The 16,919-nt window shown below is 48.3% G+C and carries 20 protein-coding genes; 16 read left to right on the forward strand and 4 right to left on the reverse strand.

Annotated features, from left to right (window positions below; genetic code table 11):
* The first annotated feature begins 116 nt into the window (after positions 1-116).
* The 7 genes from ACFSB2_RS04910 (at position 117) to ACFSB2_RS04940 (ending at position 5,931) form a co-directional block, all read left to right on the forward strand.
* A complete protein-coding gene (locus ACFSB2_RS04910) occupies positions 117-1,895 on the forward strand; it encodes a rhamnogalacturonan lyase (RefSeq protein WP_377941778.1) in 1,779 nt (592 codons plus the stop codon).
* 26 nt (positions 1,896-1,921) lie between these two features.
* Positions 1,922-2,107: an SGNH/GDSL hydrolase family protein gene (locus ACFSB2_RS04915; RefSeq protein ID WP_377941746.1), complete on the forward strand. Its 186-nt coding sequence runs from the start codon at positions 1,922-1,924 to the stop codon at positions 2,105-2,107.
* Entirely contained in the window at positions 2,076-2,324 is a 249-nt protein-coding gene (locus ACFSB2_RS04920) for an SGNH/GDSL hydrolase family protein (protein WP_377941748.1), read from the forward strand. Before ACFSB2_RS04915 ends, ACFSB2_RS04920 begins: the two co-directional genes overlap by 32 nt.
* 294 nt (positions 2,325-2,618) lie before the next feature.
* The gene (locus ACFSB2_RS04925) at positions 2,619-2,798 is read left to right on the forward strand and encodes a hypothetical protein (RefSeq protein ID WP_377941750.1); all 180 of its coding nucleotides are present in this window, start codon (positions 2,619-2,621) and stop codon (positions 2,796-2,798) included.
* Positions 2,799-2,979: 181 nt separating this feature from the next.
* On the forward strand, positions 2,980-3,708 hold the full coding sequence (locus ACFSB2_RS04930; protein WP_377941779.1) for a metallophosphoesterase family protein: 729 nt from the start codon (positions 2,980-2,982) through the stop codon (positions 3,706-3,708).
* 255 nt (positions 3,709-3,963) lie between these two features.
* On the forward strand, positions 3,964-5,169 hold the full coding sequence (locus ACFSB2_RS04935; RefSeq protein WP_377941752.1) for a WD40 repeat domain-containing protein: 1,206 nt from the start codon (positions 3,964-3,966) through the stop codon (positions 5,167-5,169).
* 219 nt (positions 5,170-5,388) lie between these two features.
* Complete coding sequence (locus ACFSB2_RS04940; RefSeq protein WP_377941755.1) at positions 5,389-5,931, forward strand: GNAT family N-acetyltransferase; 543 nt, start codon at positions 5,389-5,391, stop codon at positions 5,929-5,931.
* 111 nt (positions 5,932-6,042) lie between these two features.
* Here ACFSB2_RS04940 and ACFSB2_RS04945 read toward each other — a convergent pair whose 3' ends face one another.
* The gene (locus tag ACFSB2_RS04945; RefSeq protein WP_377941756.1) at positions 6,043-6,621 is read right to left on the reverse strand and encodes a hypothetical protein; all 579 of its coding nucleotides are present in this window, start codon (positions 6,619-6,621) and stop codon (positions 6,043-6,045) included.
* A 349-nt stretch (positions 6,622-6,970) separates the two neighbouring features.
* Between ACFSB2_RS04945 and ACFSB2_RS04950 the strand changes: the two genes are divergently transcribed.
* The 4 genes from ACFSB2_RS04950 (at position 6,971) to ACFSB2_RS04965 (ending at position 11,051) form a co-directional block, all read left to right on the forward strand.
* Positions 6,971-7,462, forward strand: a complete 492-nt coding sequence (locus ACFSB2_RS04950; RefSeq protein ID WP_377941758.1) for a DinB family protein — start codon at positions 6,971-6,973, stop codon at positions 7,460-7,462.
* 604 nt (positions 7,463-8,066) lie between these two features.
* A complete protein-coding gene (locus ACFSB2_RS04955; protein ID WP_465252487.1) occupies positions 8,067-9,317 on the forward strand; it encodes an aspartate aminotransferase type Ic in 1,251 nt (416 codons plus the stop codon).
* 62 nt (positions 9,318-9,379) lie between these two features.
* A complete protein-coding gene (locus tag ACFSB2_RS04960; RefSeq protein ID WP_377941761.1) occupies positions 9,380-10,372 on the forward strand; it encodes an aminoglycoside phosphotransferase family protein in 993 nt (330 codons plus the stop codon).
* 46 nt (positions 10,373-10,418) lie between these two features.
* Entirely contained in the window at positions 10,419-11,051 is a 633-nt protein-coding gene (locus ACFSB2_RS04965; RefSeq protein ID WP_377941763.1) for a hypothetical protein, read from the forward strand.
* A gap of 259 nt (positions 11,052-11,310) precedes the next feature.
* Here ACFSB2_RS04965 and ACFSB2_RS04970 read toward each other — a convergent pair whose 3' ends face one another.
* Positions 11,311-12,186, reverse strand: coding sequence for an aldo/keto reductase (locus tag ACFSB2_RS04970; RefSeq protein WP_377941764.1), 876 nt, complete (start codon positions 12,184-12,186; stop codon positions 11,311-11,313).
* A 260-nt stretch (positions 12,187-12,446) separates the two neighbouring features.
* Here ACFSB2_RS04970 and ACFSB2_RS04975 point away from each other — a divergent pair, with 260 nt between their 5' ends.
* Complete coding sequence (locus tag ACFSB2_RS04975; protein ID WP_377941781.1) at positions 12,447-12,938, forward strand: RNA polymerase sigma factor; 492 nt, start codon at positions 12,447-12,449, stop codon at positions 12,936-12,938.
* A complete protein-coding gene (locus tag ACFSB2_RS04980; RefSeq protein ID WP_377941765.1) occupies positions 12,935-13,771 on the forward strand; it encodes a hypothetical protein in 837 nt (278 codons plus the stop codon). Before ACFSB2_RS04975 ends, ACFSB2_RS04980 begins: the two co-directional genes overlap by 4 nt.
* A gap of 182 nt (positions 13,772-13,953) precedes the next feature.
* On the opposite strand, the gene ACFSB2_RS04985 is transcribed toward ACFSB2_RS04980, so the two are convergent.
* Entirely contained in the window at positions 13,954-14,928 is a 975-nt protein-coding gene (locus ACFSB2_RS04985) for a helix-turn-helix transcriptional regulator (RefSeq protein WP_377941766.1), read from the reverse strand.
* A 190-nt stretch (positions 14,929-15,118) separates the two neighbouring features.
* On the opposite strand from ACFSB2_RS04985, the gene ACFSB2_RS04990 reads away from it, so the two are divergent.
* Positions 15,119-15,727 (forward strand): dihydrofolate reductase family protein, encoded by a 609-nt coding sequence (locus ACFSB2_RS04990; RefSeq protein ID WP_377941768.1) that lies wholly within the window; start codon positions 15,119-15,121, stop codon positions 15,725-15,727.
* A 20-nt stretch (positions 15,728-15,747) separates the two neighbouring features.
* On the opposite strand, the gene ACFSB2_RS04995 is transcribed toward ACFSB2_RS04990, so the two are convergent.
* Positions 15,748-15,939 (reverse strand): hypothetical protein, encoded by a 192-nt coding sequence (locus ACFSB2_RS04995; protein WP_377941769.1) that lies wholly within the window; start codon positions 15,937-15,939, stop codon positions 15,748-15,750.
* Between the two features lie 166 nt (positions 15,940-16,105).
* Here ACFSB2_RS04995 and ACFSB2_RS05000 point away from each other — a divergent pair, with 166 nt between their 5' ends.
* Positions 16,106-16,219, forward strand: a complete 114-nt coding sequence (locus ACFSB2_RS05000) for a transposase (RefSeq protein WP_377941782.1) — start codon at positions 16,106-16,108, stop codon at positions 16,217-16,219.
* Positions 16,220-16,249: 30 nt separating this feature from the next.
* On the forward strand, positions 16,250-16,834 hold the full coding sequence (locus ACFSB2_RS05005; protein WP_377941770.1) for a histidine phosphatase family protein: 585 nt from the start codon (positions 16,250-16,252) through the stop codon (positions 16,832-16,834).
* The last annotated feature ends 85 nt before the right edge of the window (positions 16,835-16,919 follow it).

Consider the following 16,919-nt stretch of genomic DNA (forward strand, 5'->3'; position numbering starts at 1 on the left):
GTGGTAGGATTCGGTATTCACATGCGTGGATGATGAACCGATGGGAGGTTTTATCTGTGAACAAAGATGCGAACATTTTGCAAAGTCAACATGGCCAACAAGCGAAGTGTCGGCAGATGGAAGCCCTGGATAGGGGCGTGATCGCCGTCCGGGTGGACGAAGGTGTGTATGTTGGCTGGCGTTTGTTGGGGACGGAACCGAGCGATACCGGGTTTCAGCTTTACCGCGATGGCGTCAAAGTGACAGATACGCCGATAACGTCGTCGACCAACTATCTGGACACAGAGGGTACGGTGGATTCCACTTATGAGGTGCGAGCCATTTTACACGGAAAAGAGGAACCGCCATCGGAGCCCGTTGGCGTCTGGGATACGAATTATCTCGCAATTCCTCTGAAAATCCCAGCTGGCAGCATGACGCCAGATGGTGTAACCGCCACGTATAGCGCGAATGATGTCAGTGTGGGCGATCTCGACGGCGATGGCCAGTACGAGATTGTCTTGAAGTGGGATCCCTCCAATTCCCACGACAATGCGCATAGCGGCTATACGGATAAAGTGTATCTGGATGCATATAAATTGGACGGCACATGGCTGTGGAGAATCGATTTAGGCATCAATATTCGCGCAGGCGCGCACTACACGCAATTTATGGTCTACGACTTGGACGGCGATGGCAAGGCGGAGGTCGCCTGCAAGACGGCGGATGGAACAATTGATGGGACAGGTGAAGTGATTGGTGACGCAAATGCGGATCATCGCAACCAGCGGGGATTCATTTTGGATGGGCCGGAGTATCTCACAATTTTTGAGGGGGAAACAGGGAAAGCGCTTGTGACGACAGCGTACCATCCGCCGCGCGGCAACGTCTCCGCATGGGGGGATGCGGAAGGGAATCGCGTGGACCGCTTTCTAGCCTGCATCGCTTATCTGGACGGAGAAAGACCTAGCCTCGTCATGTGTCGCGGCTATTACACCAGAACCGTGCTCGCTGCGTACAACTGGCGGGATGGCGCACTCACGACCGTTTGGACCTTCGACAGCGATGCCGAAGGAAACGCTGGATATGCCGGACAAGGGAACCACAGTGTCAGCGTCGCAGATGTCGATGGAGACGGGTACGATGAAATTGTCTATGGGTCATGCGTGATCGATCACGATGGACAGGGGCTGTATACCACGGGCTTGGGACATGGCGACGCGATGCATGTGGGAAACCTCGACCCGAGCCGACCAGGATTAGAAGTCTTTCAGGTTCACGAAAATCCTTCCGACAACGGCATCGAATTGCACGACGCAGGAACCGGGGGAATTCTCTGGGGTGTGAAGTCGACGAAGGATATTGGTCGAGGGACTTCAGGGGACATTGATCCGAGACATCCTGGGGAAGAGTATTGGGCGGCTGGCAAGTTGTTCAATTGCAAAGGGGAAATCATCAGCAACAACTACCCCTCCTCCACTAATTTTGCGATTTGGTGGGATGGAGACTTGTTGCGGGAGTTGCTGGATGATAATCGGATCGACAAATGGGATTATATCAATGATAGGACGGAAAACTTATTGACTGCCGCTGAATGCGCATCCAACAATGGCACGAAAGCGACACCGTGTTTGCAGGCGGATCTCTTTGGCGACTGGCGGGAAGAGGTCATTTGGCGAACAGCGGACAACACGGAATTGCGCATTTATACGACCACTATGCTCACAGCGCATCGCATCCATACACTCATGCATGATCCCATGTATCGCTTGGGCATCGCATGGCAAAATGTTGCTTACAATCAGCCACCGCATCCTAGTTTTTATCTTGGTGAAGGAATGGAATCGCCTCCGTCGCCAAACATCTACCTGGAAGAGCGTACAGCATCTTCACGCGTGCCATCCGCGCGGCGCTGATTGACTGGAAAGGTGTGGTGACGAACTTGGCAAAGAAAATCCGAGTTTTTATTGCCGGTGATTCAACTGCGGCCAGCTATCCCCAAAACAAATCACCAATGGCCGGATGGGGACAAATGTTGGAGGATTTCTTCGGAGAACAAGTTCAGGTTTGCAACGAAGCGGTTTGTGGTCAGAGAGTTGGCGCATCGATTAAAGATTCCGTTGATTGACTTGAGTGAACGGACAAAAACGCTGTTTCAAACGGCTGGTGAAGTTGCTTCGGAAGGTTTCTTTGTGTGGTTGAAACCCGGTGAGCATGTGAACTATCCTGCTGGATTGCGGGACAATACGCATTTTAACGAAGCGGGTGCGCGGGAAATTGCTGGACTGGTGGTCAAGGAGATAAGGGGGCTGTCGCTTCCGCTTGCTGATTATCTTTCCCCCTAAAGAGTTTACTATGGCGAATAACGTGATTGGCGCGCCTTCGGGTGCGCCTTATTGATGGAGATGAACATTTTGCTGCATGCCAGGAAAAAAGACGCGAGTTGATTGTTCTCTGTATAGTGAGAAAATAAAAAAGATGAGTGCGGGTAGTCGTACATTTTGACAAAGTCGCGTTTTTGTCAGCGATGTTTTAAGGATCACTGGTGTCGAATGGAGAAATCATTTCTCGGGAAATGTCGAGGTGCTATGAAATTTTGTGATTGAGGTCAAAATGTGCAATGGAGAAGGAGGAGAAACATGTCATTCCATGGGATTGAACAATTGGCGCGAGAAATCGCGGGGGACGAACGTGATCCTCATGTACAGGTGCGCAGGCTGATTCAATGGATGCATCAGGCGTTTGAATGGACCGCGACAGATTATCAACAGCGCACAGTTCGTATCAGAAAATGCATAAAGCTTCAAGTTGGACCGTGAGAGATATTCGGATCGAACAAAAATTGAAAATGTGACTGCACCCGCACACATGGTACAGTGTGCAACTTGAGAAAGTGGGTGTTTTTATGCGATTTGTGTATACATCTGATTTGCATGGAGATGTGGAAAAGTTCAAACAACTGAGGGATCTCATTGTGAAGCTACAACCTGATGTTTTCATATATGGGGAGATCTTTTCGAGTTCAACCGTTATACGCTGATTCCAGAGCGGGAGAAGAGCCGTCAGTTCCTTCTGGATTTTTTCTCGGATATATCCATTCCATCCTATGTCATACCAGGGAATGTGGATTTCCCACTGACCGTCGGTGTGTTGGAGGAGCTACAGAGTAAAGGGTTATTGACGATGCTGAGTCTGGAACCGATAAGTTTTTCGGAAAATATCTCTTTACGGGGCTATCCGCTCATCAATGCCAGCCCGTTTCGCAGGAAAGATTTCGAACGGCGCGACTTGGCTGCGGATGACGTGGAGAGTCGAGCTGATGCCTTTATTACGGATATGGATGGCGCCGCCGCGCCTGTACCTACACAGTACTTGAACACACTGCCCAGCATTGAAGAAGATCTGGCGAAGGTTCAACAGACTACGGCCAACGAGATTGTCGTCATGCATGCGCCACCCTTCAATACGCCTTTGGATGTCGTACATCATGGGCAACATGTGGGCAGTGTAGCCATCCGGAATTATCTTGTTCAGCATCAGCCTGTCATTTCCTTGCATGGGCATATCCATGAATCACCCGCCGTTTCTGGCATGTGGTGGAGCTATCTCGACAAGACCGTTTGCGTCAACCCAGGTCAAGGCGAAAACCTGCACGCGGTCGTGTGCACAATGATAGATTTGAAGATCCGTGAATTGCATCATACAATCTATGGATCAGCTTCCTTGTAGACATCGTCTTCCGCCAAGTGAATCCCTTCAAGCAGCAGTTGATATTCGGCAATCGAAACGCAATCATGGCGTCCTGCTCCTGAATTGTTCTCAAAATTGTACTCATATGGTCTCATTTTGTCCATAAATCAGCGGTAGAATCGACGTTTTAAAAGCCATCCGTCATGTACAATAGTTTGGTTGGAACAGTTGTTTGACGTTGCTTCGAACGCAGTTCAGTTGCGGTTTTGCGATAGATGAATTGGAGGAACATCAATGTCTACTCATAAATTGAATCTAGGTGTCGCCATTGCGTCCACCATCGCAATGGTGATGCTTATTTCCGGATGTCAAACTCAGTCTGTGAAGGCTCTGCCAAAGGCGCCAGCCGTTGTGCCCAAAGGGACTTTGACGGTATTGGGGCAATATTACGGATATGTGTACATCGATGGCGAGTGGAAGGTTCTCCCGAATGATGCGAGCGCTAATGGCGGGCCTTCCGATGCGTTTCAGAGTTTGGATTTTTCGCCAAAAGGGATGCTGACGGCTACAACGGTTGGTAGCAACGACAATGCGCTGGTGGGCAACGAAATCGGTTTGTGGACATATGACAAAAGATGGAGACAAGCAACCATCAATGGGGATACAAACGTATCTTTATATGTTTGGTCGCCGTCCAATGTCTTGTACGCTGTGCCTGACGATGGTCAGGTTGCGGGGATATGGTATGTTTCCAAGAATAGTTGGAAGTCTGTAAAAGGCAGTTCTGCGTTGGGTTATATCAACTCAATTGAAATTTCTCCCAAGGGGACGTTGACGGTGACGTCCCAAGCTTCAAATGGAGCAGCGAGTGTCTGGCAGGATTTGAATGGGAAATGGACGCGACTGACGACAGGCAATGAAGCGTTTGCGGCGGATGGTCTGCAGGTGAAGTGGTCGCCAACTGGTGTGCTCACACTGGGAACCAGTCAACATGGCGTTTGGCAGTATGTAGATGGCGCATGGCGTCAACCGGGAGGCGTCGCCAGCCCAATTGCCGATGTGACTCAGCTTAGTTGGTCGTCGCAGGGAACACTTGTCATCTCCGGCGATTCAAGCAATTCTGCGGGACTATGGGAGATGGAGAACGGGCAGTGGTCGCGTGTAGATGGCGCAAATTCGCCGATTGCAAAAGACGGCATTCGCCAATTCGGTTGGTCGCCGTCTGGGGTACTCACGGTCAGTGATTCGACCAATGGACACATCTACCAATATCAGAACGGGAAATGGACGGATATTTGGTCCAAATCAGCTTCAAATGGGCAGGATCCGGTTGCGCCGACGTTTGGTTGGTCACCGCAGGGTGTGCTTGTATGCAATGGCGGCAACATGGATGGTCTCTGGCAATATCAGAACGGGAAATGGACAGAGATCGGCGGTCAGAATTCGCCCATTAAAAATCAATCATCGCTTTTGTTCGGCTGGTCAGACGGCACCAACTAAACAGAAGTGTCAACTTGGAGCAGTCCGCTGGAAGCACGGGTACAAGAATGTAATTTTAAGCATAGGCGGGCCATATGGGTCAGCTTATGCTTAAATTTTTTATTGGCAAACTTCATGCTTTAATATTTACTCTTAGGGCATACCTTCATTACTGGTTTCCCACAGCGTTTGGCGGACGTGATCATGCTACGAAGGCGGATTCATTTGGAGGTTTTTTAGATGAAATTGGTGGGGAACGAAATTTATCTGAGATTTTTAAAAGAACGAGATGCTGGTGCAAAATTGGATTTAAACGTGAGAAATCGTTCCTTTTTTGAGCCATATCTGGGGACGCGTACAGAAGACTTCTATACCATGGAATACCAACGCAGCTCCCTTGAGGCTGGTCTTGCTAGCAAGGAGAAAGATGAGGGTTATTTTCTTGGTGTATTTTTAAACGAATCGGATGAGCTGATTGGAATTGTTTCATTGACTGAAGTCGTACGAGGATCGTTACAGTCGTGTTGGTTGGGATACTACTTGGATCAGGCGCAGAATGGACGAGGATACACAACGGAGGCGGTTCGCCTTGTCATTGATTATGCCTTCCAGATCCTCAAACTACATCGAATTGAAGCAGGTGTAATGCCACACAATTCGGCTTCAATCAGAGTCATTGAAAAAATTGGCTTTGAAAGAGAAGGGCTTTCTAGGAAAAATGTTTTAATCAATGGAAAGTGGCAAGACCATTTGCATTTTGCCATCATCAATCCAGCAGACTAGTTACATGAGGTGAAGGCAAATGCGAATGTGACCCGTGTTTGTGGGCGCTTAAACTGAAGCGTTGTTTGGCTCATCATCACTTCAGGTACCCCCAATGAGGGGGGAAGGAAATTACACTTCGGCACCGTATACGGCTAACAGAGCTTTTACGCCGACCATCGTCGTATTTATGCCTCCCTTTAAGATCAACAGTGACAGAAATTCTTTCAGTGGTCGATCATCTTCTTGCCGTAGACACTCGACGACACGAGAAAGTGATTTCTTAATTTCAGCATGAAGTTCCGGGAAATTGGCGCTTTCTGAAAGCCCTTGAAGATTGAAGAGCGTCGTTACAATGTGTTCAACATCGTCGATGTTATGGCTGTATGGAGACGTTTTATGTCCGGAGGACTCAGATGCAGAGGGGTCAAGACGTTGCAACGCCTTTTCGAATGCTGAATCGTCCATGATCAGTTTCATGCCAGCAACCGATAATTTCACCCATGAGTAGGGTTTGCCAATAGGTCGTCCACACTTGATATATCCAGCCTCCTCTAAATAATCAACGACAGAGAGCGTATCTTCTACATCGAGCTTTAGAAGCATGGAGACCTGTTCAGGCAGAAGTACGTGTTCGTCCAATCGACTTTTCTGCGATATATTGTATAACTCCAACATTAATGTACGGCATCCTTGCGCCACATTAAACATCGTGCTTTCACCCCTATGTACAAACTCCCGATTCAATTCCTCCTCATAAAATACGAACATCGCTATACTTTTGTAGCTGTCACCTGCAATAATGAAAATTAAGGGAATGAGGTTTGGTGGATGAAATTGTAAAAATACGAGCGAGCGTGTTTATCGGTGGAATGAGCTGGTCTTCCCCCTATTAAAAATCCCGAAACAAGTGATAGTCCGGCATCGATGGCGGGTGACATGGAGTATCACTTTGAAAAAACGGTTTAGTTTACCGCTTTTTTGAACTGGGTCAATGGAACTGACTCGAATGGGCAGAATTCTGTAACAGTGAATCTATCTGGATAGGAGAAAAGATGGTATGGGAGAATTTCAAGAAATGTACAGGACCATAAAACTTACCCGTGAGGTTTTGTTTGAATACTGTGCATCCCTCCCTTTAGAAGTTTACATTGCCGAACATCCAGGGGTGAGTCACGGGTCAATTCGAAACACTCACTTACACGTCGCGAACAACTATCATGGCTGGATTGGTCATTTCGCTTTGAGTGAGGATGACAACGTCGTATCGTTCACCTCTCTTAAGCCTCGAGATTATTCGAATCTAGAGGCTGTACGTGCTGCATTCGCAGCCGTGGACGCCATGGTTGAGGAGTTTCTGACGAGGTACAGTCAGACGATGATGAGCACACTTCGACGCCGTGTATCTTGGATGCCAGAACCATTTTCCGCCACTCCACTGTGGATTTTCACGGACCTCATTACCCACGAGTTTCACCATAAAGGTCAGATCGTTATTTTTGGACGAGATGCCGGATATCCTCCTCCGCAAACTGATCTCATCCTTCCGTAATAGGTTGTGGTCTTTAAACCTCAAGAGGTCAGCTAATTTATAACAGTTGGTGACCCATAATATGGTTCAGGGATGTCTTCACTGCATTATCTATTAGGTTGACGAGCAGAAATTGAAGGAGAACGGAATCCCCATTTATTGATTTTTCATCCTCAACCACGAGAAAGTGGGCCATAGAAACCACCCCCACCTCAATTTACTATATTGATCAGACGAACAGTGTAATAGAGTTGTAAAAATCAATTCACCTGCAAGCTATACATGAGCGCTTCAGTGAGGCATATTCAAGGGGAATGGACAGTGACAGAAGAAGACAGTGCATTTTCATGCTTGTATGGTGGTGTTACTGATGGTTATCACTGAACAACAGATCATAGAATTAGCTATACAAGTAGGATTCTATGAATCCCTGTTCAACAAACGGAGGTTAGCTCCATAGGGATTCTCGTAAATAATTCGATATCGGAGAACCCCGCGTGGCAACGCTGCATCCATTTGTGGTATCTACCTGGGGAGCGGAGGTATATTTCATAGAGTGATGTATGTAAAAGACGAAGGGGAGGACACTTTTTTGACTCAACTTGATGGGTTAACTCGTGAGCGGATGAGTGAACAACTTGAGCTCTTGATGACGAAGTACCGCGACATTCAATCGCAAGGTCTTCAATTGGATATGTCGAGAGGAAAGCCTTGCGCAGAGCAATTAGACTTGTCAAACGGCATGATGGATGTATTGACATCGCGCGACAATTTCAAACTTCAGGATGGATCCGATAGTCGGAACTATGGTGGCGTCGATGGCATTCCCGAAGCCAAAGAACTGTTTTCTCAAATGCTCGGTGTCAGCCCGAAAGAGATGATTATCGGGGGCAATTCGAGTCTCAACATGATGCATGACACTTTGGCTAGGGCCATGCTTTTTGGGGTATTAGGAAGCGACGTTCCGTGGAGCAAGCTTCCCAAGGTGAGATTTCTCTGTCCTAGTCCAGGATACGATAGACATTTCGCAATTTGTGAGCTTTTAGGGATTGAAATGATTCCTGTAGATATGTTGCAGGATGGGCCTGACATGGATGCTGTGGAGCATCTCGTCCGCAATGACGAAAGCATCAAAGGTATCTGGTGTGTACCGAAGTACAGCAATCCCGAAGGGATCACGTTTTCGGACGCTGTCGTTGACCGATTTGCGAACATGGAGACGAAGGCGCCGGACTTTCGGATTATGTGGGACGACGCCTACACAGTACATCATTTGACGGATGAACCTGATGGACTTAAAAACATCTTGGAAGCCTGCACGGCAGCCGGGAACCCGGACAGGGTCTTCATCTACAGTTCGACATCGAAGGTTACGTTTCCGGGATCCGGCGTGGCCGTTATGGCTGCCAGTGAAGCAAACATTGGGTTCATTCGGAAACAGTTGTCTGCTCAGACCATCGGTCCAGATAAGCAGAATCAGCTTCGACATGTTCGCTTGTTGAGGAACATGGATGGCATCGAACAACATATGAAAAAGCATGCAGCTATCATCAAACCGAAATTTGACACGGTGCTTCGCATGCTTGAGTCGGAGTTGGGCCAACTGAACATTGCTTCGTGGAGCAAACCCAATGGCGGATATTTTATCAGCCTCAATACACCGGACGGGTGTGCAAAGGCAGTTGTCAACATGGCGGCAGCCGCTGGGGTTGTTCTGACAAAGGCTGGGGCCACGTATCCATATGGGAATGACCCAAGAGATAGGAACATCCGTATCGCCCCCACGTTTCCTCCGATGGGTGAGTTGGAAAAGGCGATTGAGGTCTTATGCCTGTGCCTTCAAATTGTGAGCATCAAGCAGTTGCTACAGGGGTAACTTGCGCTAGGGAAAAGCCCAAGGTGAAACTTGCATGAATATACGACATGGTGGGTCAGCAGTTGTACTACTGTTATGATTATAAAAAACGTAAGCTGGTCGTTTTGGTATCGATCACGCCGGGCACGTATTACATGCGTAAATGTGAGCGGGGAGGGAGCAATCTGATGGGAGAGAAGATGCACGTCGACGAGTTGGAGATGGATGAGGTGCTTGTGCGTCGACTGCTCGTCGACCAGTTTCCCCACTGGGCAGAGCTACCCATACGCCGGATCGAGCCAGGTGGTACGGTGAACGCCGTCTTCCGACTGGGTGACGACTTTTCTGTCCGGCTCGCGCGGCGCGCAGGTCCGTCGACACCCAATGGGCGCGAATTCACGTGGTTGCCAAAGCTCGCGCCGTTGCTCCCGCTTGAGCTCCCTGTGCCTGTCGCGCAGGGGCGCCCCAATCGTGACTATCCGTGGTATTGGGAAGTCCATACGTGGGTGGAGGGCGAGACGGTGCCGATTGAGGCAATCGACGAGATTCAGGCAGCACGTGATCTCGCGGTGTTCATCGCGGCGCTGCAACGCGTCAATTCATCGGGGGGACCACCGGGACGGGGCATTCCTTTGGCTGATCGGGACGAGGAGTTCCGATACTGGCTGGCGCGGTTCGATGGCGATCCGGCGGTATCTGCCGTGTGGGAACGGGCGCTTGCTGCGCCCCCGTGGAACGGCCCACCCGTTTGGCATCATGGCGACCTTGATGTACGGAACTGGCTCGTGCGAGATGGGCGTATCAGTGGTGTGATCGATTGGGGAGAAATGGGCATTGGCGATCCCGCGTGCGATGTGATGGTCGCGTGGAAGTTGCACTCGTCGGCCGCCCGTGATGCATTCCGAGAGGCCCTTCCGACGGACGACGCTACGTGGGCAAGGGCCCGCGGGTGGGTCGTATCGCAGGCGGTCGCGGTGCTCGCTTACTACACGGCGGAAAACAACCCGATTCTGTACCAAGAGGCTCAATCCTGGCTCAACCTAGCTCTGTCAGAGTGCACTTCGGATAACGCGTAGCGGTTGTTATGGTCGCTGGTGGGTTATAGAACAGGGAGTGAATTTGTTGAGAGACGAACGGAACTTCGACGTGGAGGAAATCCAAACAAAAAGAATTAACATCGTAGATGAAAATGGGACTCGCAGGTTGGCCATTTTCAATGGAAGTGGTTTACCTAAAGGCACTATTGACGGCAAAGAGATTGACCAACGGGAAGGCAACAATAATGGTGTAGCCGGATTGATGTTTTACAACCAAGATGGCGATGAATGTGGTGCATTGGTTTATGGGAATCAAGGTGCCGCACTATTGTTTGACCAGTATAAACAAGATCAAATTGTGGGGATGACGTATGACGAGGAGAATGGAAAACGTCAGTACGGCTTAAACATATGGGAGCGCCCAAATGTTCCACTTTCCGAGTTTGCAGAATTGGTAATTCCTATAATGAACATGGAGGATGGTCCAGAGAAGCAAGAGGAATGGCGAAAGCTTGAAGAACAAGGACTAACGGCATCTCAACGAATGTTTACTGGTCGGACGCAAGATGGTGCGATTACTGTAGCGCTGGCGGACAAAAAAGGGAAGACACGATTGCGAATGACAGTGGATATGAGTGATAATCCCAAGATTGAATTTTTAAACTCACAGGGTCAAGTCGTTTATCAATTACCTCCTGATGGGGTTGAAATGGATTAACTGAGTTCCAGCTACAATAGTATTAACCGACGAATGACTCCGTTACGGGGTTGCATTATGATTCGCCTTTTTACGGATAGTCTTAGCTTAAGAGTGACAAGCATATTGTGTCGCTCACGGCGCTGATCGTAAAACCAGCTCGGAAGCTTCTAATGAAGCATTGATCGATGAAGCAAATGTGCATAAATTCAGGAAGGCCGCGGTTTCCCGTGGCCTTCTGTGTTTATTCAAGCAATCCAGGTCATCACCACGAACGGGATTACTTCGCCGTTGTCACGTCCATCAACGTTTGGAAGTCTGCATCGCTGAGCTCGATGCCTGCAGCCGCCATGTTTTCTTCCAAGTGCGCGACAGACGACGTTCCCGGAATTGGCAACATGACAGGTGAACGCTTCAGCAACCATGCCAAGGCGAGCTGTGACGGTTGCGCATTCAATCGCTTCGCCATTTCGTCGAGCGGGCCGCCAGCTTTGGCAAGTTCGCCAGTTGCGAGCGGGAACCAAGGAATGAATGCGATTTGATTCGCTTCACAGTACTGCAAGACCGGCTCGGCATCGCGCTTCGCGAGATTGTACAGATTCTGAACCGACACGATCTTCGCGATCTTGCTCGCCGCTTGAATTTCTTCCACGGTCACTTCACTCAGGCCAATGTGACGAATCTTGCCCTCATCTTGAAGGAGTTTCAATTCGCCGATTTGCTCTTCCAACGGAACTTTTGGGTCAATCCGGTGCAACTGCAAGAGGTCGATCCGCTCAAGCCCCAAGTGCCGCAAACTCAGATGCACTTGCTGGCGCAGATACTCGGGACGACCAACTGGACGCCAATCGTCTGGACCGGATCGAGTGAGTCCCGCCTTCGTCGCGATGACGAGATCTTTCGGATACGGATGGAGCGCCTTTTTGATGAGCATTTCGGAGACGAATGGCCCATACGAGTCAGCTGTATCGATAAACGTGACATCAAGTTCCAACGCGCGACGGAGGACCCGTACGGCTTCATCAGGATCGCGCGGATCTCCCCAGATCCCTGGTCCCGTCAACTGCATTGCGCCATAGCCGAGGCGATTCACAGTTAAATCGCCGCCGATGGTAAATGCCCCAGATCGTTTAGCCGATGTTTTATCGGTTGACATATGTATCCCTCCATATCGCTTACAAATGTTTAGTGCTATGTATTTAGTTTAACGTATTCATCGTAAAAAGCCAGCGCAATCGGCGTATTGGATGCGTCCAATAGAGATGGGACCAGCAACGGCAAGAAATTCAACGACTGAATGGATTGGATACCGACTAAGTACGGTGCTCTGCGTCAAAAAATTTAATGAAGACTGTGTAACAAAGTGACCATAATCGTCACTAATCAGGTGAGAGGGGGGAATAAAAAGTGAAGCCCATGAGCTCCTCCGAAGCGGCTCGAATGCTTTTTGATCAGTCCGGAGATGAAGTGTATCGATATATCCGTTTCACGGTTGGTAGTGAAGCGGATGCAGAAGACATTTTGCAAGATGTATTTCTACGAGTGCTGCAATCATGGAGTCACTTTAATCATAGATCGAGTCCAAAAACCTGGCTGTGGTCGATTGCAAACAACTGTTTGCGTGAGTATTTCCGTAAGCAAAGACGTTCCCACGGTATCGTTCCTTACGAGCGGGATATCGAAGACTCGACGCAGGCGGACCGAACACTTTTCCTTGAATTAGAACGAAGCCTTGATTGTTTAACGATACCGCAACGACAAGTTTTCGTGGAACGCATTATCCACGAGAAAAGTTCCACGGAAACTTCTGAGGCGCTTGGGTGGAGTGAAGCAAAAGTTCGAACAACATTACATCGTGCCATCAAAAACATTCGGGCGTGGTTCACAAAAGAGGAGGAATTAAAATGAGTGAAATTGAGGATTTGAAAGGACAATACAAGCCATTGTCGGAAGTGAAGGTTCCAGAATATACAAAGGTGCAGATTTACAACATGATTGATAAATATGATGATCAAGCCGCACCCATTCAACCAAAACGCAAGGCTTCAATGACTTGGAGGAGGAGCGCTGTGGCTGTGGCGGCGTGTCTCGTTGCAGCAGGTGGCGTTTACACTTATTCGAACCACTATAGTTCGACTCCAAATAAAGGGGCACAACAAAATCAGCGAGGTCAAGCTGCTGGACTCTCATGGGGCATTCCAGCGAGTTTCGCGTGGAATGGCTACTATTATGAAACAGAAGGGGCTGTTAAAACGGTTGGTTCTAAACTTGGTGTAGCGAGTGATACTGAAGCTCGGATTTACAGTATTCCAGGGCAAAATCCTGCCCATGAGGTTGCTATTGAAGTAGACACACCGAGCATCAAATATGTTTCTGCTGTGCGTGTTCCAATAGGTACAAAAGCATCACCCATTCCAAGCAATTGGATGACAATCAATACACCCAAGTTAGAAGTACCGATTCAATCAGGAAGCAAAATCATGGTTTCGGGAATCGTATTCTTCAGGGAACTGTACGGTACAACAGTTGAGGTGGGCATCAAGCGGCAAGGTGCGGACTATCCACAGATCCTAGCCACACAAGAATTTCGCGTCTCTAACACTGGAACGATCAGTGGGACGTTTCAGATTCCCAAGGCACTGTTAGGGAAACCAAATAAAACACAGTACCTTTTGGTCTTTAAGGAAACTGCTAAGCAATACCACCCTAGCAGGTATTATTTTCCGATGATGCTTAAGTAGCGACCCAGTGGGGCTGCATAAACCGGAGAGCACGGAACTCCTAAAGAGGCGGAGAATAATAAAAGCATTTAGACAGTTGAACGACGAACAACTCCCGAGATACCATAAATCGGAAACAAAGGGCGACGTATGTGCATATATATGCGTCCATCAAAGGCATCTCTTCTGGCTTTAGAAGTGCTTCAACAAGACTTGTCGGCATCTGACGTAGTCCTATACAAACTAAGAGCCTCTTCAAGCGCAGATATAACTTGCTGCCGTAAATCGTCGGGTTCTACGACCTTGACGTCTCGGCAATGCTCCAAAATACACTGCAGGGCCTCGACATCACGTTCGAAGCGCATCGATACGCGACACCAACCCTCAGAGTTCACTTCACCAACATTCTGTACGGATGACCAATGACCAGCACGGTGAAGTTGAGGAACATATTCGCTTCGACACGATAAAACCACCGGATATCGCGGAAGACGAGTGGGTAGTGAAGCAACGGACTGACGCCAGAATTCTTCCAATCTAAAATCTTTAGGTCGTTTCGCATCAATTTCAAGCATCTCTGCATCTTCAATACGTGATAGTCGATACGATTTTATATCGTTGCCCGATTCACCAACTAAGTACCATGTTGACCCCTTGCAAACTAAACCCAATGCGCCCACTGTTCGCGAAGATAGGTCATCTTTTTTTCGATAACGGAATCGGACTTGCTTTTCAGCTAATACAGCCTTTTGCACTACCTCCATGCATGTAACTGTATCCTCTCTTCGATTCCAGCTCAAGGTATCTATATATACTCGATCCGCTACATTCTCCACTTGTTGCCGAGTGGTCATTGGCAAGGCGGCAAGGAGCTTTAAAATTGCAGATTCCGAAGCCCTTCGCAATCCTAAATCACTTAAAAGCTTCGTAGATGAAACAACCAACGACTGTAGTTCAGCTTCAGTTAAATGGCCAAAGCTACGGTACGTACGAGGAAGAGAACATCCTCCGCCCGTTCCCCTGTCCATGTACACTGGCACACCGGCTGCCGATAACGCTTCAATATCTCGATATATCGTTCGCTGGGATACTTCCAACCGTTTTGCAAGGTCTGCGGCCGTCAGGCGGCCGTGTTTTTGAAGAAGTAACATGATTGAAAGCAATCGGTCTGCTCGCAAGGTGCATCCCTCTCCAATTATCTTAAGGTGTCGTTCTAATATGACATTAGGTGTCAAGAACTCAATTATATACTTAAAACCTAACAACTGTCTGATTTATGGAAGTGAGGGATTCGAAAAATGCAACCCACAGAAAGGTGTGCAGGATGCTTCGCAAGCATCTCGTTTGTGCATTAAGGGGGCTTGGGTCATGACTGGTAATCAAAGAAAGTTAGTGTTTTACGGCGCGATAAGCGTGGATGGCTATCTTGCTCGAAAGAATCACTCATTGGACTGGTTATTGGGAACTGAAGGCGAAGAAGACATGGGCTATCCGGATTTCTATGCTACCATCGATTCTATTTTGATGGGTAAAAAAACTTACGATCAAATCTTGCTTCAAGTGCCTGGTGAATTTCCGTATAAGGAAAAGAAATGCTATGTGTTTTCCCGCTCGACATCTGGATCGACTAATTATGTGGATTTTATCAACGAAGATATTGTTGCCTTTACGAAAGTCTTAAAGAGACAATCAGGAAAACGGATTTGGATGATGGGCGGTGGAGAAGTGCTATATCCGCTGATCCAGGAGAAACTCGTAGATGAATTTATCCTTCAGATTGCACCTTCCATCATAGGACATGGTATTCCTCTGTTCATTCCGGGAGATCAAGAGAACAAGCTGAAATTGATAGATGTAAAACATTACAAGCAACTAGTTGAATTGCATTATGTGCTAAAGGAGCCTGTTGGACGCGTATGTGTGAGACAGAAGATGCTCATTAATGAGACTAGGACGTGGAGAAATACCAACGATTAGCTCGATGAATTCGTTGAACGCTATCTGAAGGTCAGATATATCCAAAGTATTTCTGCCAGGGCCGACAGGATGACAAGCACCAAGCTGATGGGCACCAACGAGCGATGACTTCTGCGGCGAAGCGCAAACGACAAGAGTATGACCACAATGATCAGCGCAATCAACATAGCGGCTGGGATAGCCATATTCACGGTACGCGTGACAATTTCCAATGGGTTTCATCCCCTTTCATATCCCTGTCAGTATAGCAGAACATTGCTGCTTGTCTTTGCAATTCATTTGAAATACACGGTCATGAATGCATCTTTTCCCATCATTGTCTATGCCACATACTCTTTATCACGCTTTGCTGAATTCCACTATGGTCAAACATGGCGCATGCAAAGGTATCACTTTGTTTTTAGGATAGATATAATGGAAACCATGCCGGATCACGTTCACTTTCTCTTTCAGTGTGATCCTCAACAACGGGTGTACAAAGTTGTGAAATAGCTTACATGTCTGAGCTGGTATGGGGGAGTTATGGGGAAAATCTGTTTGGTGAGGCATGGAGAGACAGATTGGAATGCCACAGGTCGATTGCAAGGACGCGAGGACATTCCTTTGAATGATAGAGGAAGAGCGCAGGCGCGCCAGTCTGGTGAATTTTTGCGGCGCTTTTCGTGGGATATGCTCATCACAAGCCCGATGCGGCGTGCAAAGGAGACGGCGGAGATCATCAGAATCGCCTTGAATCAACAAGTTCCATTAGTTGAGATGGATGCTTTCGTTGAACGAGATTATGGCGAGGGCGCTGGGCTCACGTCGGAAGAGCGAAACAGACAATATCCAGATCGCGTGTATCCAGGGCAAGAAAGCTGGGAAGACCTGCGCAAACGCGCGATGGACGGGATCGAACGAATTCAGAAGGCCTACCTGGCCGAAAATGTATTGTTGGTCGCGCACGGCGGCGTCATCAATGCGATTCTTGCAACGCTTTCAGGTGGAGAAATTGGCACGGGAAAGACAAGATTACACAATGCCTGCATCAGTCACATCCACTTTGTCGAAGAGGCGTGGCAGGTGCTTGATTATAATCAGGTCAGTCATTTATCAGATGCGCCGTAAAAGCCCTTGCTTTAGCTATGGGGATATAAGGCGCTCGCCGTTAGGCGAAATGTCTTTTAACGATCAACTAAACATTAGATGACAT

Origin of the sequence: Alicyclobacillus fodiniaquatilis, assembly GCF_042678105.1 — a bacterium.
Classification (GTDB): domain Bacteria; phylum Bacillota; class Bacilli; order Alicyclobacillales; family Alicyclobacillaceae; genus Alicyclobacillus; species Alicyclobacillus fodiniaquatilis.